The 25,156-nt window shown below is 36.9% G+C and carries 23 protein-coding genes, 1 tRNA gene and 1 pseudogene; 16 read left to right on the top strand and 9 right to left on the bottom strand.

All coding sequences use genetic code 11. The features are described from left to right. The first annotated feature begins 58 nt into the window (after nt 1-58). Complete coding sequence (gene glnK, locus RHO11_12195) at nt 59-397, top strand: P-II family nitrogen regulator (GenBank protein WVD61220.1); 339 nt, start codon at nt 59-61, stop codon at nt 395-397. 46 nt (nt 398-443) lie between these two features. Next, nucleotides 444-1,742, top strand: coding sequence for an ammonium transporter AmtB (gene amtB, locus RHO11_12200; protein WVD61221.1), 1,299 nt, complete (start codon nt 444-446; stop codon nt 1,740-1,742). Between the two features lie 75 nt (nt 1,743-1,817). Here amtB and hslU read toward each other — a convergent pair whose 3' ends face one another. Together hslU and hslV are read right to left on the bottom strand one after the other, a co-directional pair. Then, complete coding sequence (hslU, locus tag RHO11_12205; GenBank protein ID WVD61222.1) at nt 1,818-3,149, bottom strand: HslU--HslV peptidase ATPase subunit; 1,332 nt, start codon at nt 3,147-3,149, stop codon at nt 1,818-1,820. Between the two features lie 65 nt (nt 3,150-3,214). Then, on the bottom strand, nt 3,215-3,742 hold the full coding sequence (hslV, locus tag RHO11_12210) for an ATP-dependent protease subunit HslV (GenBank protein WVD61223.1): 528 nt from the start codon (nt 3,740-3,742) through the stop codon (nt 3,215-3,217). Nucleotides 3,743-4,252: 510 nt separating this feature from the next. On the opposite strand from hslV, the gene rpmH reads away from it, so the two are divergent. From rpmH to nudC, 5 genes are read left to right on the top strand one after another with little or no spacing between them, the layout of a single operon-like run. Next, a complete protein-coding gene (gene rpmH, locus RHO11_12215) occupies nt 4,253-4,393 on the top strand; it encodes a 50S ribosomal protein L34 (GenBank protein WVD61224.1) in 141 nt (46 codons plus the stop codon). Between the two features lie 49 nt (nt 4,394-4,442). Next, nucleotides 4,443-4,760, top strand: a complete 318-nt coding sequence (gene rnpA, locus RHO11_12220; GenBank protein WVD61225.1) for a ribonuclease P protein component — start codon at nt 4,443-4,445, stop codon at nt 4,758-4,760. Between the two features lie 32 nt (nt 4,761-4,792). After that, the gene (yidD, locus tag RHO11_12225) at nt 4,793-5,059 is read left to right on the top strand and encodes a membrane protein insertion efficiency factor YidD (GenBank protein ID WVD62900.1); all 267 of its coding nucleotides are present in this window, start codon (nt 4,793-4,795) and stop codon (nt 5,057-5,059) included. After that, a complete protein-coding gene (gene yidC, locus RHO11_12230; protein ID WVD61226.1) occupies nt 5,043-6,665 on the top strand; it encodes a membrane protein insertase YidC in 1,623 nt (540 codons plus the stop codon). Before yidD ends, yidC begins: the two co-directional genes overlap by 17 nt. A gap of 52 nt (nt 6,666-6,717) precedes the next feature. Continuing rightward, a complete protein-coding gene (nudC, locus tag RHO11_12235) occupies nt 6,718-7,512 on the top strand; it encodes an NAD(+) diphosphatase (GenBank protein WVD61227.1) in 795 nt (264 codons plus the stop codon). 22 nt (nt 7,513-7,534) lie between these two features. On the opposite strand, the gene argR is transcribed toward nudC, so the two are convergent. The 4 genes from argR to carA form a co-directional block, all read right to left on the bottom strand. Beyond that, nucleotides 7,535-8,005, bottom strand: coding sequence for a transcriptional regulator ArgR (argR, locus tag RHO11_12240; protein WVD61228.1), 471 nt, complete (start codon nt 8,003-8,005; stop codon nt 7,535-7,537). Between the two features lie 81 nt (nt 8,006-8,086). After that, nucleotides 8,087-8,653, bottom strand: coding sequence for a molybdopterin adenylyltransferase (gene mog, locus RHO11_12245; protein WVD61229.1), 567 nt, complete (start codon nt 8,651-8,653; stop codon nt 8,087-8,089). Nucleotides 8,654-8,803: 150 nt separating this feature from the next. Then, a complete protein-coding gene (gene carB / locus RHO11_12250) occupies nt 8,804-12,016 on the bottom strand; it encodes a carbamoyl-phosphate synthase large subunit (protein WVD61230.1) in 3,213 nt (1,070 codons plus the stop codon). Between the two features lie 5 nt (nt 12,017-12,021). Next, a complete protein-coding gene (gene carA, locus RHO11_12255) occupies nt 12,022-13,179 on the bottom strand; it encodes a glutamine-hydrolyzing carbamoyl-phosphate synthase small subunit (protein ID WVD61231.1) in 1,158 nt (385 codons plus the stop codon). A 274-nt stretch (nt 13,180-13,453) separates the two neighbouring features. Between carA and argF the strand changes: the two genes are divergently transcribed. From argF to RHO11_12300, 9 genes are all read left to right on the top strand, one after another. Further along, nucleotides 13,454-14,461: an ornithine carbamoyltransferase gene (gene argF, locus RHO11_12260; protein WVD61232.1), complete on the top strand. Its 1,008-nt coding sequence runs from the start codon at nt 13,454-13,456 to the stop codon at nt 14,459-14,461. Next, nucleotides 14,461-14,976 (top strand): phosphatidylglycerophosphatase A, encoded by a 516-nt coding sequence (locus tag RHO11_12265; GenBank protein WVD61233.1) that lies wholly within the window; start codon nt 14,461-14,463, stop codon nt 14,974-14,976. The genes argF and RHO11_12265 overlap by 1 nt, the downstream gene beginning before the upstream one ends. 181 nt (nt 14,977-15,157) lie before the next feature. Beyond that, nucleotides 15,158-15,234: transfer RNA gene (locus tag RHO11_12270), tRNA-Met, on the top strand. A 193-nt stretch (nt 15,235-15,427) separates the two neighbouring features. Continuing rightward, the gene (gene rimP / locus RHO11_12275) at nt 15,428-15,883 is read left to right on the top strand and encodes a ribosome maturation factor RimP (protein WVD61234.1); all 456 of its coding nucleotides are present in this window, start codon (nt 15,428-15,430) and stop codon (nt 15,881-15,883) included. 50 nt (nt 15,884-15,933) lie between these two features. Then, nucleotides 15,934-17,415, top strand: coding sequence for a transcription termination factor NusA (nusA, locus tag RHO11_12280; protein ID WVD61235.1), 1,482 nt, complete (start codon nt 15,934-15,936; stop codon nt 17,413-17,415). Nucleotides 17,416-17,440: 25 nt separating this feature from the next. Next, entirely contained in the window at nt 17,441-20,104 is a 2,664-nt protein-coding gene (gene infB, locus RHO11_12285) for a translation initiation factor IF-2 (GenBank protein ID WVD61236.1), read from the top strand. An 81-nt stretch (nt 20,105-20,185) separates the two neighbouring features. Then, nucleotides 20,186-20,563, top strand: a complete 378-nt coding sequence (rbfA, locus tag RHO11_12290; protein ID WVD61237.1) for a 30S ribosome-binding factor RbfA — start codon at nt 20,186-20,188, stop codon at nt 20,561-20,563. Nucleotides 20,564-20,906: 343 nt separating this feature from the next. Next, nucleotides 20,907-21,824 (top strand): tRNA pseudouridine(55) synthase TruB, encoded by a 918-nt coding sequence (truB, locus tag RHO11_12295; GenBank protein WVD61238.1) that lies wholly within the window; start codon nt 20,907-20,909, stop codon nt 21,822-21,824. 4 nt (nt 21,825-21,828) lie between these two features. Further along, complete coding sequence (locus RHO11_12300) at nt 21,829-22,698, top strand: EamA family transporter (GenBank protein ID WVD61239.1); 870 nt, start codon at nt 21,829-21,831, stop codon at nt 22,696-22,698. A gap of 29 nt (nt 22,699-22,727) precedes the next feature. Here RHO11_12300 and gstA read toward each other — a convergent pair whose 3' ends face one another. The 3 genes and pseudogenes from gstA to RHO11_12315 form a co-directional block, all read right to left on the bottom strand. After that, on the bottom strand, nt 22,728-23,333 hold the full coding sequence (gene gstA / locus RHO11_12305; GenBank protein WVD61240.1) for a glutathione transferase GstA: 606 nt from the start codon (nt 23,331-23,333) through the stop codon (nt 22,728-22,730). Between the two features lie 257 nt (nt 23,334-23,590). Continuing rightward, nucleotides 23,591-24,666, bottom strand: a pseudogene (locus RHO11_12310) (IS3 family transposase). 55 nt (nt 24,667-24,721) lie between these two features. Then, nucleotides 24,722-25,126, bottom strand: a complete 405-nt coding sequence (locus RHO11_12315; protein WVD61241.1) for a transposase — start codon at nt 25,124-25,126, stop codon at nt 24,722-24,724. Nucleotides 25,127-25,156: the final 30 nt, after the last annotated feature.

Consider the following 25,156-nt stretch of genomic DNA (forward strand, 5'->3'; position numbering starts at 1 on the left):
ACTGTTGGCATAACATTTGCAGTACCTTAATTGACATTTCAATTATGAGGAGTAAGCCATGAAGTTAGTTACCGTCATTATCAAACCTTTTAAGCTGGAAGAAGTTCGCGAAGCGCTATCTAATATTGGTGTTAATGGATTAACCGTGACTGAGGTAAAAGGTTTTGGGCGCCAAAAAGGCCATGCTGAACTTTATCGTGGGGCAGAGTATACCGTCAATTTTCTACCAAAAGTAAAAATTGATGTCGCTATCAGTGATGAATTATTAGATGACGTGATCAATACAATTAGTAAAGCAGCATATACCGGTAAAATTGGTGATGGCAAAATTTTTGTGATGCCACTTGAAAATGCGATTCGTATTCGTACTGGTGAAACTGATGAAGCGGCGCTTTAACGTATAGATGACCGATGATGAATAACTTGATAACAGGATTTTGATTATGTTTAAAAAATTATTATTACTTTTAGTTATTTTGGTTTCCACCAGCGCGTTTGCTGATGAAGTTATTGTGGAACCGGTAATGAGTACTGTTGATAAGGCAGACAATGGATTTATGATGATTTGTACGGCATTAGTCTTATTTATGTCGGTACCTGGAATTGCTCTATTTTATGGTGGATTATTACGTTCTAAAAACGTACTTTCGATGTTATCACAAGTATTATTCACCTTTTCGTTAATTGCCGTATTATGGATTTTGTACGGTTATTCTCTCGCTTTTGGGGAAGGGAACTGGTTTTATGGTAACTTTGATTGGCTTTTATTGTCAGGTATTAAACCAACGGATGCCTCTGGAACAATATATCAATTTATTTGGATTGCTTTTCAGGGATCATTCGCCTGTATTACATGTTGTTTAATCCCTGGCGCTTTTGCTGAAAGAATCAAGTTTCCAGCGGTTATTATTTTTATGATAATTTGGTTTACTTTCTCTTATATTCCAATGGCTCACATGGTATGGGGCGGCGGCATATTAGGTGATGAAGGTGCATTAGACTTTGCTGGTGGTACTGTTGTTCATATTAATGCGGCGGTTGCAGGGTTAGTGGGTGCATACTTTATTAAAAAACGTTTAGGGTTTAATAAAGAAGCACTTAAGCCATTCAATTTACCTTATGTCTATTTAGGGGCTGCAATTCTTTATATCGGATGGTTTGGCTTTAATGCGGGATCTGCTGTACAAGCTAATGAGATTGCTGGTTTAGCTTTTATTAATACGGTTGCAGCAACGGCCGCGGCAGTTCTTTCATGGTCAGCGGTTGAATGGATACATCGTGGTAAGCCTTCTTGTTTAGGGGCCTGTTCTGGAGTTATCGCTGGGTTAGTCGGTATCACGCCAGCTGCGGGTTTTGTTGGTGTTGGTGGTGCATTAATTATTGGTCTAATTTGTGGTGCGATGGGTGTTTGGGGCGTATCTGTATTAAAACGAATGTTGCGAGTTGATGATACCTGTGACGTATTTGGCGTACATGGTGTATGTGGGATTGTCGGTTGCTTATTAACTGGAATATTTACTGCTGATTCACTCGGCGGCGTCGGTTATGCCGAAGGAGTAACCATGCTATCTCAAGTAGGAGTTCAAGCGATGAGTATTATCACTTGTGTTATTTGGACTGGTGTTGTTGCTTTCATTGCCTTCAAAGTTGCAGATAAACTAGTTGGTTTAAGAGTATCTGAAGAACATGAACGAGAAGGTCTTGATATTAACAGTCACGGTGAAAGTGCTTTTAATCACTAATTATTGACGATATTGAATATAATAAGGGCTAGATTAACTAGCCCTTTATTTTTACTTGGAGAAAATTATTTAAGATTAAAGAATAAATTTACTTAAATCCTCATCTGCGACAAGTTTATCTAAGTGACCACTTACATACTCAGCATCGATTGTGATAGTTGTACCATTTAGTTCGCTCGCATCGAAAGAGACTTCTTCCATTAATCGTTCAAGTACGGTATGTAGACGACGAGCTCCGATGTTTTCATTTTGTTCATTGACCTGCCATGCCGATTGTGCAATTTTACGAATACCATCTTCGGTAAACTCAATATTGACGCCTTCGGTTGCCATAAGTGCTTTATACTGTACGGTTAATGATGCATTTGGCTCGGTTAAAATACGTTCGAAATCTTCGGTAGTTAATGCCTGTAATTCAACACGAATTGGTAAACGGCCTTGTAGTTCAGGAATTAAATCAGATGGACTTGCCGTCTGGAATGCTCCTGATGCGATAAATAAAATATGGTCCGTTTTTACTGCACCATGTTTAGTAGATACAGTACATCCTTCAACTAATGGTAATAAGTCACGCTGTACACCTTCACGAGAAACATCCACTCCTGATGTATTACCATTACGTTTACAGACTTTATCAATCTCATCAATAAATACGATACCATTTTGCTCTACAGCTTCAATCGCTTCATGTTTCAGCTCTTCTGGATTAACGAGTTTTGCAGCTTCTTCTTCAATAAGTAGCTTAAAAGCATCTTTAATTTTCATTTTACGTGGTTTAGTTTTTTGTCCACCTAAATTTTGGAACATAGATTGTAACTGGCTAGTCATCTCTTCCATACCAGGAGGTGCCATAATTTCAACACCGATATTGACGCCAGAAACTTCAATCTCAATCTCTTTATCGTCTAAGCTGCCTTCGCGTAATTTTTTACGAAAAGCTTGTCTTGCAGTCGAGTCAGTATTTCCTTCTACTTGTCCCCAGCCATCTTTTGCTGGTGGAACAAGAACATCTAAAATACGCTCTTCAGCTAACTCTTCAGCACGGTTACGATTTTTTTCGATCGCTTGCCCACGAATCATCTTTACCGCTGAATCGGTTAAATCACGAATGATGGAGTCAACTTCTTTACCGACATAACCTACTTCAGTAAATTTAGTCGCTTCAACTTTAATAAAGGGTGCATTTGCCAATTTAGCAAGACGACGTGCAATTTCAGTTTTACCTACACCGGTTGGTCCGATCATTAGGATATTTTTAGGTGTCACTTCATGACGTAAAGCTTCATTAAGTTGCATACGACGCCAACGGTTACGTAAAGCAATGGCAACGGAACGCTTGGCTTTATCTTGACCAATAATATGTTGGTTAAGTTCGCTAACTATCTCTCTAGGAGTCATTTCAGACATAATCTATTCTCTTTAAATTCAGTTATACATTAATCATCACGTTACTTATTATAACGAGACCTATATTAATAATTTAATTCTTCAATAGTTTGGTAACCATTAGTATAGACACAAATATCCCCAGCAATGGTGAGCGATTTTTGCACAATATCACGAGCTGATAGTTCTGTACTATCTAATAGTGCTCGGGCAGCCGCTTGAGCATAAGGTCCACCAGAACCAATTGCGATCAAATCATCTTCTGGTTGGATAACATCACCTGTTCCCGTAATAATCAATGATGCGGTTTCATCTGCCACAGCTAGTAATGCTTCAAGCTTGCGTAACATGCGATCGGTACGCCAATCTTTTGCTAATTCAACAGCCGCTTTCGTTAAATGTCCTTGGTGCATTTCCAGTTTACGTTCAAACAGTTCAAATAGGGTAAAAGCATCTGCCGTACCACCAGCAAAGCCAGCAATGACTTTATTGTTATAGAGACGACGAACTTTTTTAGCATTCCCTTTCATGATTATTCTTTCACCTAGGGTAACTTGTCCATCACCACCAATGACAACTTGTCCATTACGACGGACGCTAACAATTGTAGTCACATTTTGCTCCTTAAATTTAAATTAGTTGGTACCCGTTATATACCAAACTTAATACATTACTTGGTTATATTGGGATAATAAAATCATTTTCAACTCGTCAAAGTAGAGAAATTTTAGTTTATTATTTCTTTTTTTACTTTTATGACGATCTCTGTTTTTAACTGGTTTATAATCATCAAGTTTATTTTTATTTATTCTCTATATCCAAATTTGTCTATTTGCCCTTTATTGCTAAAGGAGATGGTCAGAAGATGAGTTATCTATTAATGTAATGATTTTTTTATATTTATAATTGCATTAATTAAAATAGGGGGTTATTGTTCCTTTCATTATTACGACTATCAATAATTACGATACGATTAATATTTTAATCGCCTCGTACTTGAGAACAAAAAGAGCAACAAAGTTCGTTGACTATCGTAATAATTCCCTCTATAATCTCGACCTCTTTATAACCGAAGTAGAGTTTACTCTGCTAATTGTGAATAATTCGTTTAGGTATATATCGTCATGAAACGTACATTTCAACCATCAGTTTTAAAACGTAATCGTACTCACGGTTTCCGTGCTCGTATGGCTACAAAAAATGGTCGTCAAGTATTAGCTCGTCGTCGCGCTAAAGGCCGCGTTCGTTTAACTGTATCTAGCTAATATTTAAAGTTGAGTGATTAATCGACTCACCTTTGTTCGGGAGTTACGTTTGTTAACTCCCACCGACTTTAATCATGTTTTTAACCAGTCTACGCGGGTTAGTTCGCCGTATATTACTCTAGTTATTAGAAAAAATACTTTAAGTTATCCTCGACTTGGGTTTGCTATTGCTAAAAAGCAAGTTAAATATGCTCATGAACGTAATCGTTTAAAAAGGGTTATTAGAGATTATTTTCGTCTAACACAACATGAGTTGCCTAAGATAGATATTATTGTTATGGCAAGGTCTACAGCTGTTGAACTTGATAACGCTGCATTGAGACAGGTATTGGATAAGTTATGGCAACGTCTCTTGTCAATACAGTAAAATATAAAGTTAAACTATTTTTATTGCAGCTAATGTCGTTAGGTGCAAATAGTTTTATTTTATTAATTAGAGGTTACCAACGCTTCATCAGTCCCCTCTTAGGCCCTCACTGTCGCTTTACACCGACCTGCTCCAATTATGCAATTATTGCATTAAAACGCTTTGGATTGATAAAAGGGAGTTGGCTAACGGTTAAACGTGTATTAAAATGTCACCCTTTACATGAAGGAGGCGACGATCCTGTCCCGCCTCGAGAAGATAAAAACAACAGAGAAAACACGAATGGCATCTCAACGTAATATTTTAATTATTGCTTTACTTTTTGTTTCTTTTTTAATTTGGCAAGCTTGGCAAAAGGATCATGAGCCTAAACCTGTAGCTGCAAATCAATTAACAGAGCAAATGACAAGTGATGATGGTTCATCAACAAGCACAGCAGGACAATCAATTGTCGTTCGTTCTGATGTCTTGTCTTTAACAATCAATACTTATGGTGGCGATGTTCAATCGGCGCAGTTATTAAAGTATGATCAAACTTTAAATTCTCACATACCATTCCAACTATTAACAGCAAGACCTGATTTTATCTATATTGCTGAAAGTGGTTTAACTGGTAGAAATGGTCCCGATAATAGTAAACAAGGAACTCGTCCAGTTTATAGCGTTACACAAACGGAGTTTGTGTTAGCTGATGGGCAAGATGAGTTAAGAGTTCCACTAACTTATCAAAAAGATGGTGTTAATTATACTAAAGTTTATACGCTTAAACGTGGTAAATATGCGATGGATGTTAGTTATGAAATTAACAACCAAAGTAGTCAACCAATTGAAGTCGCAATGTATGGTCAATTAAAACAAACTATTGATTTACCAAGTGATATTACCACTGAAGGCGGTAGCGGACTTGGGATGAGTTCATTCCGCGGAGCTGCTTACTCAAGTTCAGAAACTAATTATAGTAAATATAGTTTTAGTGACATTACCGATAAAAATTTAGCCGTAAATTCAACAACTGGTTGGGTTGCGATGTTGCAACACTATTTTGCTTCTGCTTGGGTTCCTACGCAAGATCAAGATAATCTTTTATATACTCGTGCGACAGCAAACAAAACTCAAGCAACAGTTGGATTTAAAGGTGAAGATACCGTTATTGATAGTGGTAAATCACAGACAATTAATGCGCAGTTATGGTTAGGTCCTGAGATTCAAAGTGAATTAGCAGCAACAGCAAAACACTTAGATTTAATCGTTGATTATGGTTGGTTATGGTTCTTATCTCAGCCATTATTCCATTTATTAGTCTTTATCCATGGTTTTGTTGGTAACTGGGGTGTTGCAATTATTGTAATTACCTTCATTGTACGAGGAATTTTATTCCCATTAACTCGTGCACAGTATCGTTCATTAGCAAAAATGAAGTTACTACAACCAAGATTACAAGCTTTAAAAGAGCGTTATGGTGATGATCGTCAGAAGATGAGTCAAGAGACGATGGCTTTGTATAAACAAGAAAAGGTTAACCCATTAGGTGGTTGTTTACCTCTTATTATCCAAATGCCTATCTTCTTATCATTATTTTATATGTTAGGTAACTCAGTTGAATTACGCCAAGCACCGTTTATGTTATGGATCCAAGATTTGGCTGCTCCAGATCCATATTATATACTGCCAATATTAATGGGTGCGACAATGTTCTTAATTCAAAAAATGTCGCCAACACCAGTCGCAGATCCGATGCAACAAAAATTAATGACTTACATGCCATTAATCTTTACGGTGTTCTTCTTATGGTTCCCATCAGGTTTAGTTTTATACTATATCGTCAGTAACTTATTTACGATTGTTCAACAACGTATTATTTACTGGGAGCTTGAGAAGAAAGGGCTTCATGAGAAGAAGAAATAATATATTATTAAGGCAGAGAATTCTCTGCCTTATTTTTATAGGTTAATACTATATGCAACAACAGATTATTTTAACGGGTGGTGAACAAGGTTATTGGTTTGTGAGCCTAAATGGTCGGTTATGGCTACCCAATGGCGAAGTTCCTGCAGGATTAGCCAAAGACTTTGCCTTTGTTGGTGAAAAGGCTCAACAGATCGGTGAGTGGCAAGGACAAACAGCTTGGCTTATCTGTAAAGAGATGAAAAATAGTATGGGGTCTATTCGGCCATTATTAGGAAGTACAGATCAGTCGCTATTTTTGATGGCGGGTAGAGCTGTGCAGTTGTCTGAATTCTATCGTTCACATAAATACTGTGGTTATTGCGGTAAAGATATGCATCTTAGCACTACAGAATGGTGTTGTTTATGTGCTCATTGTCATCAGCGATATTACCCACAAATATCTCCTTCAATTATTGTTGCTATTCGTAACAAAAATAAGATCTTATTAGCTAAGCATACGAGACATAGTCAGGACAATTTATATACTGTACTTGCAGGATTTGTTGAAATTGGTGAAACAACCGAGCAAGCGGTTATTCGTGAAGTATATGAAGAGTCTCAGATCAAAATTAAAAATATTCGTTATGTAGCTTCACAGCCTTGGCCGTTTCCTAATTCAATGATGATGGCATATTTAGCTGATTATGATGAGGGTGATATTGTTGTTGATGCCAATGAACTCGTTGAAGCTAATTGGTATCATTATAGCGAATTACCAAAGATTCCTGAGTATGGTACGGTAGCTAGACGGCTTATTGAAGATACAGTTGTACTGTGTCGAGAGTTCGATGAGTATGGTGAATAAGTAAGTGGTTATTTGAGCAAGATTAAAGCTCTTGCTCAAAAAGATTTAAAATAGTTTGATAAAGTTTTTTTACCGTAAAACCATTTGTTGGTGTACTAAAGATCGTGTCATCTCCAGCAATAGATCCCAATATTCCTTCTGTTTTACCAATAGAATCAAGCAATCTAGCGATTAATTGGGCTGCTCCTGGGCTTGTCCGAATTACCACCATTGAGTGGTTATAATCGATATCAAGCACTAAATTTTTTAGTGGACTTGAGGTGGTTGGTACACTAATTTCAGCCGGTAAACAGTAAACCATCTCCATTTTGACATTACGTGTTCTCACTGCACCGAATTTAGTCAACATTCTTGAGACTTTGGACTGGTTTACATGCTCAAAACCTTGTTCTTGTAATGCCTGTACAATTTCAAGTTGTGAGCTAAACTTTTCTTGTCTTAGCATCTCTTTAAAAATTTTAATTAGATCATCAGGTTTATTGTTTGCCGTCATCGATTTATGTACCTATCTACTCTGCACAAAGTATATAATTATGCAATATTTTTGCATAAAATAAAATGATTAAATCATCTTTTAGCGATTCTTTTTCGGCCTAAATGCTTTAACAACATCTTCATTTGTTTCAATATAAGGACCTTCTAGCAGCTCTATACAGTAGGGAACACTTGCAAAAACACCCGTGACTAAGACATTACCGTCGGAATCTTTTACCCCTTCAAGGGTTTGTTTTATTGATCTCGGTTGTCCAGGTAAGTTCAGTATTAAACACTGTTTGCGAATAACACCAACTTGTCTTGATAGGATGGCTGTAGGGACAAAATGTAAACTCACTTGTCGCATCTGTTCACCAAAACCAGGCATGACTTTATCAGCTATTGCAAGTGTTGCATCCGGTGTGACATCTCTTTTAGCTGGTCCTGTTCCGCCCGTAGTTAGGATTAAATGGCAGTTAAGTTGATCAACTAATTCTATTAACATATTTTCAACAAGAGGCTGCTCATCCGCTATTAGTCGTGATTCTATAACAAAATCGCCTTTTATTGCCTGTTGTAACCAGTTTTTTAATTCAGGAATACCTTTATCTTCGTAAACGCCTGAGGATGCTCTATCTGAAACAGAGATTAAACCGATTTTTAACATATTGAGTCCTTTTATATTTGATAATTCTATTTATTATAGCAAAAATGATTGGCTTAAGTCGTCGGCTGATTGTGATTTCTATAAATCTAGTTAATGTATGAAGTGCCAGTATACTTATAAATATACTGGCGATTAGTTATTTTTAATTATCTAATACAAGCTTTGTAGCGCTACAACACTGTCAGCAGGATTGTAGTCTAATGCTGCAGTCGTCGCATAGGCGGCATTGATTGTTGTATCATAGTGAACTTTATACTGAATTGCACTTCGACGCAGGGCTTTAGATGCTTCAATTGCCGATCGTCCTGAGGTAGTATTTAGTACATAACTATATTCACCATTTTTCATATGGTCACGAATATTAGGTCGTCCTTCACTCTCTTTTTTGACGATTTGACAATCGATACCAGAGTCTTGTAATAATTTTGCTGTGCCATGTGTTGCATCAATAGTAAAACCATGTGAAATTAAACGTTTTGCTATTTCCAATATCCGCTTTTTATCTTGGTCGCGGACCGATAATAGCGCTCTTCCTTGTTTTTTCATATTGGATAGGCTACCAAGTTGCGCTTTTGCAAAAGCTTCAGCAAAGGTTTTTCCGATTCCCATGACTTCACCCGTTGATCGCATTTCTGGGCCTAAAATAGGATCAACACCACTGAATTTATTAAACGGTAATACGACTTCTTTTACTGAGTAATAATCGGGAATAATCTCATTTATCACATTTTGTTGTTGTAATGATTTACCTGCCATTACTCGGGCGGCAATTTTAGCCAGTGCCATACCCGTTGCTTTGGAGACAAAAGGTACTGTTCTGGCGGCTCTTGGGTTGACCTCAATTAAATAAATTTCGTTATCTTTAACGGCAAACTGTGCGTTCATTAATCCTTTTACATTGAGCGCTAAAGCCAGCTGTTTTGCTTGTTGACGCAATCCATCTACGACTATTGGTTTTAAAGAATAAGTGGGTAATGAACAAGCAGAATCACCAGAATGAACACCAGCTTGTTCTATATGTTCCATTACGCCACCAATAATTACATCATGGCCATCGCTAATAACGTCGATATCAACTTCTATTGCATCATCTAAAAAGTGATCAAGTAACACTGGAGCATCATTAGATTCACTCACTGCGGTTTTAAAATAACGTTTTAAATCTTGCTCATCATAGACAATCTCCATTGCTCTACCACCTAAGACATAAGAAGGGCGGACAACGAGTGGATAACCGATTTGTTGAGCTTTGGTTATTGCTTGAGCTAAATCCGTTACTGTTGCATTGACTGGTTGTTTCAGTTTTAGTTGATCAACGATATCTTGAAAACGTTTACGATCTTCCGCTTGGTCAATAGCATCAGGAGATGTTCCTATGATTGGTACACCAGCTTTTTCTAGTGCTCTGGCAAGTTTTAGAGGGGTTTGACCACCATATTGCACAATGACGCCTGTAGGCTTTTCAACATGGACTATTTCTAATATATCTTCAAGAGAGATCGGTTCAAAATATAACCTATCTGAAGTATCATAATCTGTTGAGACAGTTTCTGGATTACAATTGACCATAATTGTTTCAAAGCCATCTTCGCGTAGCGCAAGGGCTGCGTGTACACAACAATAATCAAATTCAATACCTTGACCGATACGATTTGGACCCCCTCCAAGTATCATGATCTTAGGTTTTTTAAACTGAGGATTGGCTTCACACTCCTCTTCGTAGGTTGAGTAGAGATAAGCGGTATCCGTAGAAAATTCTGCAGCACAGGTATCAACACGTTTGTAGACGGGATGTAGATTAAATTGTTGACGTTTAAGCCGAACATCCTCCTCTTTTACATGCAATAATTTTGCGAGTCTAGCATCAGAAAATCCTTTGCGCTTAAGTTGTTTTAGCATCTCATTGTCAAGTTTATTCAGTGATGTTTGACTTACACTATGCTCAAATTTAATTAATTGTTCTATTTGTACTAAAAACCAAGGATCAATATGAGTTAGATTGAAGACATCATTGACTGTGAAGCCAGCCCTAAAGGCATCCGCTATATACCAAATTCTATCGCTGCCTGCTTCTTGTAGCTCTCGGCGAATTTTAGTTAGCTCATCACTATCAATATAATTTGCTACTTTTGGATCAAAACCGGTTGCTCCGACCTCTAAGCTCCGTAATGCTTTTTGTAATGACTCTTGAAAAGTACGGCCAATTGCCATGACTTCACCAACAGATTTCATTTGGGTCGTTAAACGGTCATTACACCCGGCAAATTTTTCAAAATTAAAACGTGGAATTTTGGTTACCACATAATCAATAGATGGTTCGAAAGAAGCAGGCGTTTTTCCTCCTGTAATATCATTAGTTAATTCATCAAGACTATAACCAATAGCTAGCTTTGCTGCAATTTTTGCAATTGGAAAACCTGTCGCCTTTGATGCTAATGCTGAGGAGCGTGATACTCGAGGGTTCATTTCAATTACGATTAAACGTCCAGTTTTAGGGTCAACTGAAAATTGTACATTTGAACCACCAGTTTCAACGCCGATTTCTCGCAGTACAGCCAGAGAAGCGTTACGCATGATTTGATATTCTTTATCTGTCAACGTTTGCGCTGGAGCAACGGTGATTGAATCACCAGTATGAATTCCCATTGGATCAATATTTTCAATAGAACAAACAATAATACAATTATCATGTTTGTCTCGTACTACTTCCATTTCATACTCTTTCCAACCAATGAGTGATTCATCAATCAAGAGTTCATTGGTTGGTGACAGGTCTATTCCTCTTAAACAAATTTCTTCAAACTCTTCACGATTATAAGCGATACCACCACCGGTTCCTCCCATTGTGAACGAAGGACGAATTATGCACGGAAATCCGACTTTATCAAGCACTTGATAAGCTTCATCTAAGTTATGGGCAATACCGCTACGAGCTGTTTCTAAACCTATCTTTTTCATTGCTAGATCAAAGCGTTTACGATCTTCTGCTTTGTCTATTGCATCAGCGGTTGCTCCGATCATTTCCACGTTAAATTCTTTCAGAATTCCTCGTTTGTCTAACTCTAAAGCACAATTTAATGCCGTTTGCCCGCCCATTGTTGGTAAGATAGCATCAGGTTTTTCTTGTTCGATGATTTTACGTACTGTAGTCCAATGAATAGGTTCGATATAAGTTGCATCGGCCATATTGGGATCGGTCATTATCGTTGCTGGATTTGAGTTCACTAAAATAACTCGATAACCTTCTTCGCGAAGGGCTTTACAAGCTTGAGCGCCAGAATAGTCAAACTCACAGGCTTGGCCAATAACGATTGGTCCTGCACCAATGATTAGAATACTTTTAATATCAGTTCTCTTTGCCATTTTGTTTATTGCTCCTGCTTGTAGATTGCGATTAATTCAATAAAGTGATCAAATAGTGGGGCGGCGTCATGCGGACCTGGACTTGCTTCAGGATGTCCTTGAAAACTAAAGGCTGGCTTTTCATTATGGTGAATACCTTGTAGTGAACCATCAAAGAGCGATTGATGTGTGATACGCAAATGTTGTGGTAAGCTCTCTTGGTCAACCGCAAAGCCATGATTTTGTGCAGTTATCATAACGCGATTTTGTTCTAAATCTTTTACGGGATGATTGCCGCCGTGATGGCCAAATTTCATTTTGATAGTTTTAGCACCACATGCAAGGGCTAATAATTGATGCCCTAAACAAATACCGAAAATAGGAATATCAGTTTTTAAAAAGGTTTTAATTGCCTCAATTGCATAATCACAAGGTGCCGGATCGCCAGGTCCATTTGATAAGAAAATACCATCAGGATTTAATGCAAGAACTTCATTAACTGGTGTTTTTGCGGGAACAACCGTTAGTCTACAACCACGATCTACTAGCATACGTAAGATATTACGTTTAACTCCAAAATCATAAGCTACTACATGATAAGGTAGCGTATTGATTGATCTATTTGATGCATTTTCATTTCCTAAAGACCAAGAACCTTGACTCCATGAATATGCTTTTTCTGCTGTAACTACTTTCGCTAAATCTAGCCCACTAATACCTTTAAACTGTTGGGCTTTCAATAAAATTTGTTCAGATTTATTGAGTAGTTCATCTTTGCTACCTGTCATGATACAACCATGTTGCGCACCTTTTTCTCTTAATAGACGTGTTAATTTACGTGTATCAATATCAGCAATTGCAACTACATTATGTTGTATTAAATAGTTTCCTAGATTATTTGTACTTCGGAAGTTACTTGTTATTAAAGGAAGATCTCGAATAATTAAACCTTTAGTATGAACATGGTCAGACTCTTCATCGGCAGGATTGGTACCAACATTACCGATATGAGGGTAGGTTAATGTCACAATCTGTTCTGTATAAGACGGATCTGTTAATATTTCTTGATAACCTGTCATTGAGGTATTAAACACTACCTCACCAACCGTTTCACCTTTTGCCCCAATTGACTTACCTAAAAATTGGGTACCATCTTGAAGAATGAGCAGTGCGTAATTTTGCATAGTATTAGATAATCCATTTTTGAATAAAAAGTCATTTATAGTGAATATAAATTCAATTAAGTTTACATCTATAAACTAAAATTACAACTATTTTGTTATAAAATATTTAATAAATTTAATTAAATTATAAAAAATAAATTAATAATTAAGTCTAAAAATTGAGATTTACTAAGTTTTTAATGGGTTAATAAGGAAAAATGTTATCTTTAACTTGAAATTGAATAATTATTCAAATAGAATTTCAACCTATTACAGGTCAATTTAGGAGTCTACCATGTTCGGATTTTATCAACGCCACTTTTTACGATTACTCGATTTTACCCCTGCAGAAATAAACCAATTAATTACATTATCAATGGATTTAAAACAGGCTAAAAAGCTAGGTAAAGAGCAAAAGCATTTAACCGGTAAAAATATTGCTTTAATCTTTGAAAAAGACTCTACTCGTACCCGTTGTGCTTTCGAGGTTGGCGCTTTTGATCAAGGCGCTTGTGTTACTTATTTAGGACCAAGTGGTAGTCAAATTGGTCATAAGGAGTCGATTGCTGATACTGCACGAGTTCTTGGAAGAATGTACGATGGGATAGAATATCGCGGTTATGGTCAAGATATTGTTGAAACCTTAGCGAAATACGCAGGAGTCCCCGTCTGGAATGGCTTAACTACTGAAGCTCACCCAACTCAAATACTCGCTGATTTTATGACTATGAAAGAGCATATTGGTTCAAGAGAACTAAGTAGTGTTAAGTTCGCTTATTTAGGTGACGCTCGCAATAATATGGGTAACTCGTTAATGGAAGGTGCTGCATTGATGGGAATGGAAATTAGACTTGTTGCACCGAAAGCTTGCCAACCTGAATCAGAGCTGGTTCAAAAGTGTCAAGATATTGCAGTTAAAACGGGCGCTAAGATTATTTTAACTGAAGATGTCGCTGAGGGTGTTAAAGGTGTCGATTTCTTGTATACTGATGTGTGGGTCTCGATGGGTGAGCCAAAAGAAGTTTGGGATGAACGAGTAAAATTATTAACGCCTTATCAAATAAATCAAAATGTGATTAAATTAACACAGAATCCAAATGTTAAATTTATGCACTGTTTACCCGCGTTTCATGATATGAATACGGCTGTTGGTAAAAAAATGGCTGCACAATATGGTTTAACAGATGGTTTAGAAGTTACCGATGAGGTTTTTGAATCTCAACATAGCATTGTATTTGATGAAGCTGAGAATCGCTTACATACAATTAAAGCCGTTATGGTTGCAACTTTAAGTAAAGATTAATGAAAAAAACACAAAAAAAAAGTGCCAATACTGAATCACTATTTAAACAAAAAGTTCGTTTAACCAATCCGATCCATTTTTTAGCGGTTGGATTGGGTAGTGGAATGTCATCATTTATGCCAGGTACAATGGGATCGTTAATAGCGATTCCTATTTGGTTATTATTTTGTAGTTTAACACCTGTATTATATTGGGTGTTAATCATCGTTGCTTTTGTCTTCGGGTGTTTTTTATGTCAAAAAACTTCTGATGATACGAATACTCATGATAGTGGTCATATTGTTTGGGATGAGTTTGTCGGTATGTGGATTACCTTATTCTTTATTCCTCAAGTAACCCTATTATGGCTTATTATTGCATTTCTTGCATTTCGAGTTTTTGATATTATTAAGCCTTGGCCAATCCGTTGGTTCGATCAGAAGGTATCTGGTGGATTTGGGATTATGATTGATGACGTTATTGCGGCAATTTTTTCTTCTTTAGTCGTTTATTTATTGTCCTTAATAATAGGATAAAGTCACTTATAGCTATTTTTATATTTTAACGATTTTCTTGAAATTTTAGTTATTCGTTCATATGTAAAGTAAAGATGTAAATAAATGATTTTTCTCTTATGAATAGAGTTGCAGGTTAACGTTAAAGGGCAAAATTCATCTTGCTATTTTAGCTGAAAAGTGTATAATTATACCAATCAGACGCGGGGTGGAGCAGCTTGGTAGCTCGTCGGGCTCATAACCCGAAGGTCGTTGGTTCAAATCCAGCCCCCGCAACCACTTGAATTTTCTATTTTTGTTTATATATCTATAGTTGATTCAGTTAAGTGGCTTCATTACAGGATTTTAAATGTAGCCTCGCGTGTCGGGGTTTTTTTATGTCTAATAGAAGTACACTTTGTTTAATGGATTAAATTAATAAGTTGGGCTATATGCCCTTTTTTATTTTGTAAAATACCTGATGGAGGTTTATTTGGCTAGTTTAGAGCAGCGATTAGTGGATATTATTCAAGGACCTACTATGGCTCTCGGATTTGAGCTGGTTGGAGTTGAATACGTTAGAAGTCGCAATCCTGTATTAAGGGTTTATATTGATAGTGAAAATGGTATTACTGTTGATGATTGTGCTGATGTAAGTCGTCAAGTGAGTGCTGTGCTTGATGTAGAAGATCCAATTACAACAGCATATAACTTAGAAGTCTCTTCACCTGGAATGGATAGACCATTATTTACCTTAGAACACTATCGTCGTTTTATGGGGGAAGAGATTACAATTTCATTACGTATTGCCATTGCTAATCGTCGAAATTGGAAAGGAACGATAAAAGCGGCTGATGATAATGAAATGATTACGTTAGATGTAGACGGTAAAGATGAAGTATTTGCTTTAAGCAATATCCAAAAAGCTAATATTGTTCCTAAATTTTAGTCTAAATTTGTTAGATCAAATTTAAAAAATAGATAAGTAGGTAACTCAGGATGAATAAAGAAATTTTAGCGGTTGTAGAAGCCGTCTCTAATGAAAAAGCATTATCAAGAGATAAGATTTTTGAAGCTTTAGAAACTGCATTAGCAACTGCAACTAAAAAGAAAAAGAATGGACAAGATATCGATGTCGTCGTGAAAATTGATCATAAAACAGGTGATTATGATACGTTTCGTCGTTGGTTAGTTGTTGATGAAGTTACGCAACCTTTTCGCGAAATTACTTTAGATGCAGCACAGTATGAAGATCCTAGCAAAAAATTAGGTGATTTTGTTGAGGAACAAATTGAGTCGATTGCTTTTGACCGTATCACGACACAAACCGCTAAACAAGTTATCGTACAAAAAGTACGTGAAGCTGAAAGAGCGATGATTATTGATATGTTCCGTCACCGTATTGGCGAAATCGTAACAGGTATTGTTAAGAAAACTAATCGTGATAGCGTTATTTTAGATTTAGGTAGTAATGCCGATGCGATGATGGCTCGAGATGATATGCTTCCTCGTGAAAATTTCCGTATTGGCGATCGTGTTCGCGGTATTTTATATATTGTTGAAAACGATAATAAACCAGCACAATTATATGTTAGTCGTTCTAATCCAAAAATGATGGAAGAGCTATTCCGTATTGAAGTGCCAGAAATTGCTGAAGAGATGATCGATGTCAAAGGTGTGGCTCGTGATCCTGGTTCAAGAGCTAAAATTGCAGTAAAAAGTAACGATCGTCGAATTGATCCCGTTGGTGCTTGTGTCGGAATGAGAGGCGCTCGTGTTCAAGCTGTTTCGAACGAATTTGGTGGTGAACGAATTGACATTGTATTATGGGATGATAACGCCGCACAATATGTGATCAATGCAATGGCTCCAGCGGATGTTGTATCTATTGTTGTTGATGAAGATCGACACACGATGGATATTGCAGTACATCAGGATAATCTGCCTCAAGCCATTGGCCGTAATGGGCAAAATATTCGCTTAGCTTCGCAATTAACCGGTTGGACATTAAATGTAATGACAACAGATGAGCTACAAGAAAAACATCATGCGGAATCTTTTTCTGCAATAAAAAGTTTTATGAAAAATCTTGATATTGATGAAGATCTTGCAAAATTGCTCGTTGAAGAAGGATTTACTGGACTAGAAGAGTTAGCTTATGTGCCTGTCGATGAGTTGTTGGAAATCGAAGAGCTTGATGAAGATTTAGTTGAAGTATTGCGTACTAGAGCTAAAAATGCATTAACCACATTAGCACTAGCGAATAGCAATAACAAACAACCGGCAGAAGATTTATTAGGTTTGTCAGGAATGACCCAAGAGTTAGCTTATAAATTAGCGGCACTAGATATTATTACTCTTGAAGATCTTGCAGAGCAAGGCACTGATGATTTAGCTGATATTGAAGGTTTAACTAGCGAGCAAGCGGGCGAGCTAATTATGAAAGCTCGAAATATTTGTTGGTTTGCGAATGACAATTAAACGTAACAGGAAGGGACAGTAACACATGACCAAAGTATCAATAGAAACCCTGGCACAAGAAATTAATACACCAGTGGAGACCCTGTTGCAACAGTTTGCTGATGCGGGTATGTCAAAAAAAGCATCAGATACTGTTACTCAAAATGAGAAAGAAACGCTACTTGCACATTTGAATCCGCAAAAAGGGCCGACTAAGTTGACTTTACAGCGTAAAACTCACTCAACACTGAACGTACCAAGTTCTGGGGGTAAAAGTAAAGAAGTGAAGGTAGAAGTGCGAAAAAAACGTACTTTTGTTAAGCAAGATCCTGCAGTGATTGCTGCAGAGCAAGAACAAGCTCGTTTAGAAGCAGAGAAAAAAGCTCAGGAAGAAAAAGCGAGATTAGAAGCTGAAACAAAAGCAAAACTTGAAGCTGATGAGAAAAAGCGTAAAGAGAAAGAACAAGAAGATAATTTGAAACAAGCTGCACTAGCTAAAGCTAATGCAGAGAAAGATGTCTCTTTAGATCCTAAAGCTAAAAAGGCTGCTGAAGAAAAGGTAAGACTTGAGGCTGAGGCGAATGAACTCAAACGTAAAGTTGAAGAGGAAAATCGTCGTAAACTTGAAGAAGAGGCAAAACGCATGGCTGAAGAAGCTCGTAAGCTTGCTGAACAATATAATGATACAGCGAATGCTCAAGAGCGAGGTACTGAAGATGAAGATTATCATTTGACAACTTCAGTTTATGCTAGAGCCGCTGAGGATGATAACGATCGTGAAGTTGAAAGTGGACGTGAACGCGGTCGCGGCAGCAAAGTAAGTAAACAGAAAAAAGGTAGTAAACTCTCGGAAAGTAAAGCTGAGAGAGAAGAAGCTCGAGCTATTACACGTAGTGGTCATAAGAAAAAAGGTAAAAGTTCTATTCAGCAAAGTTTTACTAAACCAGCACAAGCTGTTAACCGTGACGTAGTCATTGGTGAAACGGTTACCGTTGCTGAATTAGCAAATAAAATGGCGGTTAAAGGCTCTGAAGTTATCAAAACGATGATGAAAATGGGTGCAATGGCAACGATTAATCAGGTTATTGATCAAGAGACTGCACAGCTAGTTGCTGAAGAAATGGGACATAAAGTTGTATTACGTCGTGAAAATGAACTCGAAGAGTCTCTAATGAGTGATCGTGATACCGGTGCTGAAAAAGTTTCTAGAGCTCCAGTTGTGACTATTATGGGACATGTTGACCATGGTAAAACCTCTTTGCTTGATTATATTCGTAAAGCGAAGGTTGCTTCGGGTGAGGCTGGCGGTATTACTCAGCACATCGGTGCATATCATGTTAAAACGCCAAATGGTGCAATTACATTTTTAGATACTCCAGGACATGCGGCATTTACCTCGATGCGTGCTCGTGGTGCAAAAGCGACAGATATCGTAGTCTTAGTTGTTGCTGCTGATGATGGTGTTATGCCACAAACAATTGAGGCTATTCAGCATGCTAAAGCAGCTAATGTGCCCGTTGTGGTTGCAGTGAACAAAATTGATAAGCCAGAAGCGGATCCTGAACGCGTAAAAGGTGAATTAGCACAATATGGCATTATGTCAGAAGATTGGGGTGGAGATTCACAATTTGTTCATGTATCAGCTAAAGCCGGTACTGGTATTGATGAACTACTTGAAGCGATTTTACTACAAGCTGAAGTATTAGAACTAACTGGTTTTGATACTGGTATGGCAAGCGGTGTTGTTATTGAGTCTTTCTTAGATAAAGGACGCGGCCCAGTTGCAACAGTACTAGTTCAATCAGGAACCTTACGTAAAGGTGATATTGTTCTTTGTGGCTTTGAATATGGCCGAATTCGTGCAATGCGTAATGAATTAGGTAAAGATGTTTCGGAAGCGGGTCCATCAATTCCTGTTGAAATTTTAGGTTTATCTGGTGTTCCATCAGCTGGTGATGAAGCAACGGTTGTGCGAGATGAGAAAAAAGCTCGTGAAGTTGCATTATATCGCCAAGGTAAATTCCGTGATGTGAAACTAGCTCGTCAGCAGAAAGCAAAACTTGAAAATATGTTTACTAACATGACAGAGGGTGATGTTTCAGAGCTTAATATCGTATTAAAAGCTGATGTACAGGGTTCTGTTGAAGCGATTTCCGATGCGTTACTTAAGCTTTCAACTGATGAAGTTAAAGTTAAAATTATTGGTTCTGGTGTTGGTGGTATCACTGAAACTGATGCATCTTTAGCTGCGGCATCTAATGCGATTATTCTTGGTTTTAACGTACGTGCTGATGCTTCTGCGCGTAAGGTTATTGAGTCTGAGAATCTCGACTTACGTTACTATTCAGTTATTTATGACTTAATCGATGAAGTCAAAATGGCGATGAGCGGTATGCTTGCACCTGAATATAAACAAGAAATTATCGGCTTAGCAGAAGTACGTGATGTATTTAAATCACCAAAATTTGGTGCGATTGCTGGTTGTATGGTTACTGAAGGTGTTGTGAAACGTCATAATAAGATTCGTGTTCTACGTGATAACGTTGTTATTTACGAAGGTGAACTTGAATCATTACGTCGTTTCAAAGATGATGTCAATGAAGTTCGTAATGGTATGGAATGTGGTATTGGCGTACGTAACTATAATGATGTACGTGTCGGCGATATGATCGAAGTATTCGAAACTATTGAAATTAAACGTACCATTTAAGTAATTGATGATTAGCCTTTGTTGTGCCATTGATATTATTGATGCTAAGCAAAGGTTAACATATCAAAGAGAGGATTTAATATGGCGAAGTCATTTGGTCGTCCCCAACGAGTTGGTCACGAACTACAAAAAGAGATTGCAATTATATTACAACGTGAGATTAAAGATCCACGTTTAGGTATGGTGACTGTTTCTGAAGTAGAGATGTCTCGAGATCTCTCTTATGCTAAGGTTTTTGTCACCTTTTTAAATGATAAAGATCCTGATGCTGTTACTATGGGGCTAAAAGTTTTAAATGATGCGACAGGTTATATTCGTTCATTAGTTGGTAAAGCAATGAAATTACGAATTATCCCTGAATTAAAGTTTGTTTATGATGAGTCTTTAGTAGAAGGTATGCGTATGTCTAACCTTGTTAGTGAAGTTATTCATAACGATGAAATCCGTCATAAAGATTAATTAATTGTATCTCTAGATATAGCCATTGTGTGGCTATATCTTCATTTTTATCCTGCTATATAAAATACACCCCATAAACTAACCAAAAATATTACTCCTGATGATAATTTAACCCTGTTTTTAGGTGCAAATTGAATTTGGATTCAGAAAATAATTCCGAAATAAGATGAATGGATTTTTTTGATAATTGAATATTTATAATTACTATTTGCCATGAATAAATAAATCTAAACTTGCTAAGTAAAAATAATATTTCGATTTATTATCAACAAAGGTTTGAAAAAATTGTATTTTAAGGTATAACATTGCACAGTTTATTCGAAGTATTTAGGCTAATTAATTGATGGCTAGAAAACGTAAAGGTCGTGATATTCAAGGTGTTTTATTATTAGATAAACCACAAGGCATGACGTCAAATGATGTACTACAAAAAGTAAAACGTATTTTTAATGCACAGAAAGCGGGTCATACTGGAGCATTAGATCCTCTTGCTACAGGCATGTTACCAATCTGTTTTGGTGAATCGACTAAATTTTCACAATATTTGTTAGATTCAGATAAACGTTATCGTGTTATTGCACGATTAGGGCAAAGAACAGATACTTCTGATGCTGATGGCCAGATCATTGAAGAACGGGCTATTACTATTAACTTAACAGATATTCAACAAGCATTGGGGCATTTTATTGGTGATATTATGCAAATCCCGACGATGTTTTCTGCATTGAAGCATCAAGGTCGTCCGCTTTATGAATATGCGAGAGAAGGGATCACCATAGAACGAGAAGCTCGTCCTATTACTGTATATGAAAATCGTTTTATTCGTTTTGACAATAATGAATTAGAGCTTGAGATTCATTGTTCAAAAGGAACCTATATTCGAACTATCATTGATGATCTTGGTGAAGTATTGGGTTGTGGGGCTCATGTAATATATCTACGCCGTTTACAGGTTTCAAATTATCCAGCGGATAAAATGGTTCCATTATCTTATTTGCAAGATCATCTTGAAAATATTGATCATTTAGAGTCATTTCTTATGCCTATTGATAGCCCAGTACAAGATTATCCAAAAATTGTTCTTACAACTGAACAAGGCCGAGATATTCTACTCGGTAGAAGTCTTACTATCAGTAATTATGATAATTCATGTTTACTAACAAATTTAGTACGAATTTACCAACAAGAGCAATTTATTGGTGTTGGTGAGCTAAATAATATGATTTTATCACCTAAACGTTTAATCCAGACTGAGAGTTAAAAATATGTTACAGCGTTTTTGGCCTATACTAATTATTCTTATTTCAATGGCATCTGTACAAGGTAGCTCATCCCTTGCTAAACATCTTTTTTCAACATTAGGTCCATCAGGCATGGCTGCATGGCGTTTGGTGTTCTCATCAATTATGCTGTTATTAATTTTTAAGCCTTGGCGTAAACCGATTACTAAGCAGGCTTGGAAATACATTATATTATACGGCTTTGCATTGGGAATTATGAATCTATCCTTTTATAGCTCGATTGAACGTATTCCTATTGGGATTGCCGTTGCTATTGAGTTAACGGGACCGATTATGGTGGCAATGTGTGCTACCCGTAAAAAGATTGATTTTATCTGGCTAGGTATTGCTATTATTGGTTTAGTGATGCTATTACCAATTACGGAAGCCCATACTGATTTAGATGTTGTCGGGATCTTATTAGCGCTATGTGCTGGAGCATGTTGGGCTATGTATATTATTTTTGGACGTAAAGCAGGGCAGTTACAAGGACCATCAAGTGTTGCATTAGGTTCGGTCATTGTATCTTGTTTTATCTTTCCTATCGGGGTATGGCAAAGTGGTGAAGTGATGTTTTCTCTTGATGTTCTGCCATTAGCTTTTCTCGTTGCATTACTTGCTTCGGCAATTCCCTATGCATTAGATATGATAGCTTTACCTAAAATTCCTGCTTCGACGTTTAGTACCTTAATGAGTTTATCGCCTGTATTGGGGGCATTATCAGGATTGATCTTTTTGCAAGAGATGTTATCTGTTAAACAATGGCTATCTATTATGCTAATTATCATTTCATCTATTGGTACAGTTTTATCTATTACCCATAAACCTAAAATAACATCATTAAAATCATCGTGATAAAAAAGGGCATTTAGCCCTTTTTATTTTTATGCCATTAATCCTTCTTGCTTTAACGCTTGTTGTACCGCGGGTAAACTTTCTACACGCTGCATAAAGCTATCTATTGCTGGATAACTTGGTAAATTAGGAATTATTTTACGCCAACGTAAAACAACATAAAGATAGGCATCGGCAATCGTAAAACTTTCTGTTGCAATAAATTTACGATCTTTTAAACGGGCATCAAGAGCTTGAAACTTATCTTCCAATACTTTAATCGCCGCATCTTTTTCCGCTTGTACTGATGATTTAAAAATTGGACCATATGCTTTGTGCAGTTCAGTTGCGACATAGCTAAGCCAAGATAACGTTTGATATCTATCATCATGACCAACTGGTGCAATTAAATTTGCACTAGGCGTTTTATCAGCAATGTATTGTGCTATAGCAATATTTTCCGTTAAGATAGTATGATTATCTAGCTCAAGGGTTGGCACTTGCCCATGAGGATTCACTTCTCTAAAATCACGTTTATGTTCTGTTTGTTTTGTTTTTAAATCCACTCGTTCAACAGAAAATTCCATACCTGACATACAAAGCAGAATATGTTGTGTTAATGAACATGCACCAGGACTATAATAAAGTCTCATCATATTACCCCTTATTGGTTGTTTATATTTTATCATCACGCTTTTGGATATAAAAAGCAACTACTACTTTCTGTCTAGCACATTTAAAATCAAGTTTATTTTACAGTGATTAAATTAGATTAATCTTATGTTTGTTAATCTCAAGCAATACAGTATTGAGTTTGTTTCTTTTATGGTATTAAATTATTTTTTCGGCAAGGTACTATAAGATAACTAGGTGTAAATACTCCATTTGTAACACAGTGATCTCGTAGAATAATTTATGCAACATTTCGATATTCATATGGCGTCATATTATTCAGTGATTCATGTGGTCTTTCTCGATTATATTGTTCAATCCAATCAACCGTCATTTGTTTCACCTCATTTAAATTACGAAAAATATAGCTATCGAGTATATCTTCACGGTAAGTCCGGTTAAATCGTTCTATGTACCCATTTAGGTATGGACAACCCGGTTTAATGTAGTCAATTATAATCCCATGAGCTTTTGCCCTGTTGACAAAAACATCCGAGGTAAATTCACTACCGTTATCAGTCCGTATTTTCTCCGGATAACCATACCACTGAGCAAGCCTATCTAGATAACGTATTACCCGTAAAGACGGCATGCTCGTTGCAATATCGATCCCGAGTACTTCTCTATTAAAATCATCAATCACATTAAATGTACGAAATCGAACTTTATTATGCAAGCTATCACTCATAAAATCGACCGACCAAGACTTACCTAATGCATCAGAAGGTGCTAACGGTTTGGGGCATCTATTTGGTAATCTTTTTTTACTTTTGCGGCGCATATTCAATTTTAGTTCCGTATAAACACGGTAAACACGTTTATGGTTCCAGTGATAACCTAGCTTACGAAGTCGGTTAAAACACTTAGGAAATCCCCAACGATGATGCCGCTCGGTTAACCGATTTAATTCCTGAATGATTTCATCGTCATCGCTAAGTTTAGGTTCATAATAGTAAGCCGTGCGGCTAATACTTGAGACATCACAACTTTTAACCACGCTGACCTGATACTTTACCTGCAACTCTTGAGCCCAAACTTTTCTTTCTGTTACAGGTACTAAAGCTTTTTTATAATATCTTCTTGCATCAAGGATTTGAGACTCAACTCAGCATACATCTGTTTAAGTCGGCGATTTTCATCTTCAAGCACTTTTAAGCGATAGATATCGGACGCTTCCATTCCTCCGTATTTTTCTCGCCATTTATAAAATGTTGAATTCCCTATTCCATATTCACGGCAAATATCTTTAACCGGTATGCCTGCTTCGGCTTTTTTCAAAATAGCGACTATTTGGCTCTCTGTCATGCGTTTGCTCATTGTAAAACTCCTTTGGTTTATTTTAAAAGAAATTCTACGAGTATGCTGTATTATTTTAGGGGATATTTACATCATCATTACAATGAGTCGATACAATACGTGATGGTTTCATGGATGGTTTTCCTCTAGATTGATACTCAAGCCCGCTGAATCCTTTTTCACGATATCTATCAAGCCAAACGAATAAAAGCCCAGGAGAGGCTAAATTAAGCATAGCACTGGTGTGCCCGAGAGACCAATCATTTGTCCACATTAATTTTAGGGCCTGTAATCTGGCTTGTGCGTGACGTAAATGGGCTGTTGATTGAAAGGATTTATCACCATGAATCGCCACTACCTGCGACCAATACCTTATTTGGCGAGAAGAAATAGCATACCTTTTTGAAAGTGTTTCGGACGATTCTCCTGCTAAGAATTCATTAGCAATGATAATTTTTAAATCTCGACTGTATTTTGACATAAAAAGACCCCCTGTAATTGGTTGTCCAAC

This window comes from Orbaceae bacterium BiB (genome assembly GCA_036251205.1).
Lineage (GTDB): Bacteria > Pseudomonadota > Gammaproteobacteria > Enterobacterales > Orbaceae > Orbus > Orbus mooreae.

Bases quoted from the DNA above. Each gene is read 5' to 3' on its own strand.
- RHO11_12265 (WVD61233.1), top strand. From the start codon at position 14,461: ATGAAAAAAACACAAAAAAAAAGTGCCAATACTGAATCACTATTTAAA.
- carB (WVD61230.1), bottom strand. From the start codon at position 12,016: ATGGCAAAGAGAACTGATATTAAAAGTATTCTAATCATTGGTGCAGGA.
- yidC (WVD61226.1), top strand. From the start codon at position 5,043: ATGGCATCTCAACGTAATATTTTAATTATTGCTTTACTTTTTGTTTCT.
- glnK (WVD61220.1), top strand. From the start codon at position 59: ATGAAGTTAGTTACCGTCATTATCAAACCTTTTAAGCTGGAAGAAGTT.
- yidD (WVD62900.1), top strand. From the start codon at position 4,793: ATGTCGTTAGGTGCAAATAGTTTTATTTTATTAATTAGAGGTTACCAA.
- truB (WVD61238.1), top strand. From the start codon at position 20,907: ATGGCTAGAAAACGTAAAGGTCGTGATATTCAAGGTGTTTTATTATTA.
- amtB (WVD61221.1), top strand. From the start codon at position 444: ATGTTTAAAAAATTATTATTACTTTTAGTTATTTTGGTTTCCACCAGC.
- argF (WVD61232.1), top strand. From the start codon at position 13,454: ATGTTCGGATTTTATCAACGCCACTTTTTACGATTACTCGATTTTACC.
- RHO11_12315 (WVD61241.1), bottom strand. From the start codon at position 25,126: ATGTCAAAATACAGTCGAGATTTAAAAATTATCATTGCTAATGAATTC.
- infB (WVD61236.1), top strand. From the start codon at position 17,441: ATGACCAAAGTATCAATAGAAACCCTGGCACAAGAAATTAATACACCA.
- argR (WVD61228.1), bottom strand. From the start codon at position 8,005: ATGACGGCAAACAATAAACCTGATGATCTAATTAAAATTTTTAAAGAG.
- hslU (WVD61222.1), bottom strand. From the start codon at position 3,149: ATGTCTGAAATGACTCCTAGAGAGATAGTTAGCGAACTTAACCAACAT.
- nudC (WVD61227.1), top strand. From the start codon at position 6,718: ATGCAACAACAGATTATTTTAACGGGTGGTGAACAAGGTTATTGGTTT.
- rpmH (WVD61224.1), top strand. From the start codon at position 4,253: ATGAAACGTACATTTCAACCATCAGTTTTAAAACGTAATCGTACTCAC.
- mog (WVD61229.1), bottom strand. From the start codon at position 8,653: ATGTTAAAAATCGGTTTAATCTCTGTTTCAGATAGAGCATCCTCAGGC.
- gstA (WVD61240.1), bottom strand. From the start codon at position 23,333: ATGATGAGACTTTATTATAGTCCTGGTGCATGTTCATTAACACAACAT.
- RHO11_12300 (WVD61239.1), top strand. From the start codon at position 21,829: ATGTTACAGCGTTTTTGGCCTATACTAATTATTCTTATTTCAATGGCA.
- rbfA (WVD61237.1), top strand. From the start codon at position 20,186: ATGGCGAAGTCATTTGGTCGTCCCCAACGAGTTGGTCACGAACTACAA.
- carA (WVD61231.1), bottom strand. From the start codon at position 13,179: ATGCAAAATTACGCACTGCTCATTCTTCAAGATGGTACCCAATTTTTA.
- nusA (WVD61235.1), top strand. From the start codon at position 15,934: ATGAATAAAGAAATTTTAGCGGTTGTAGAAGCCGTCTCTAATGAAAAA.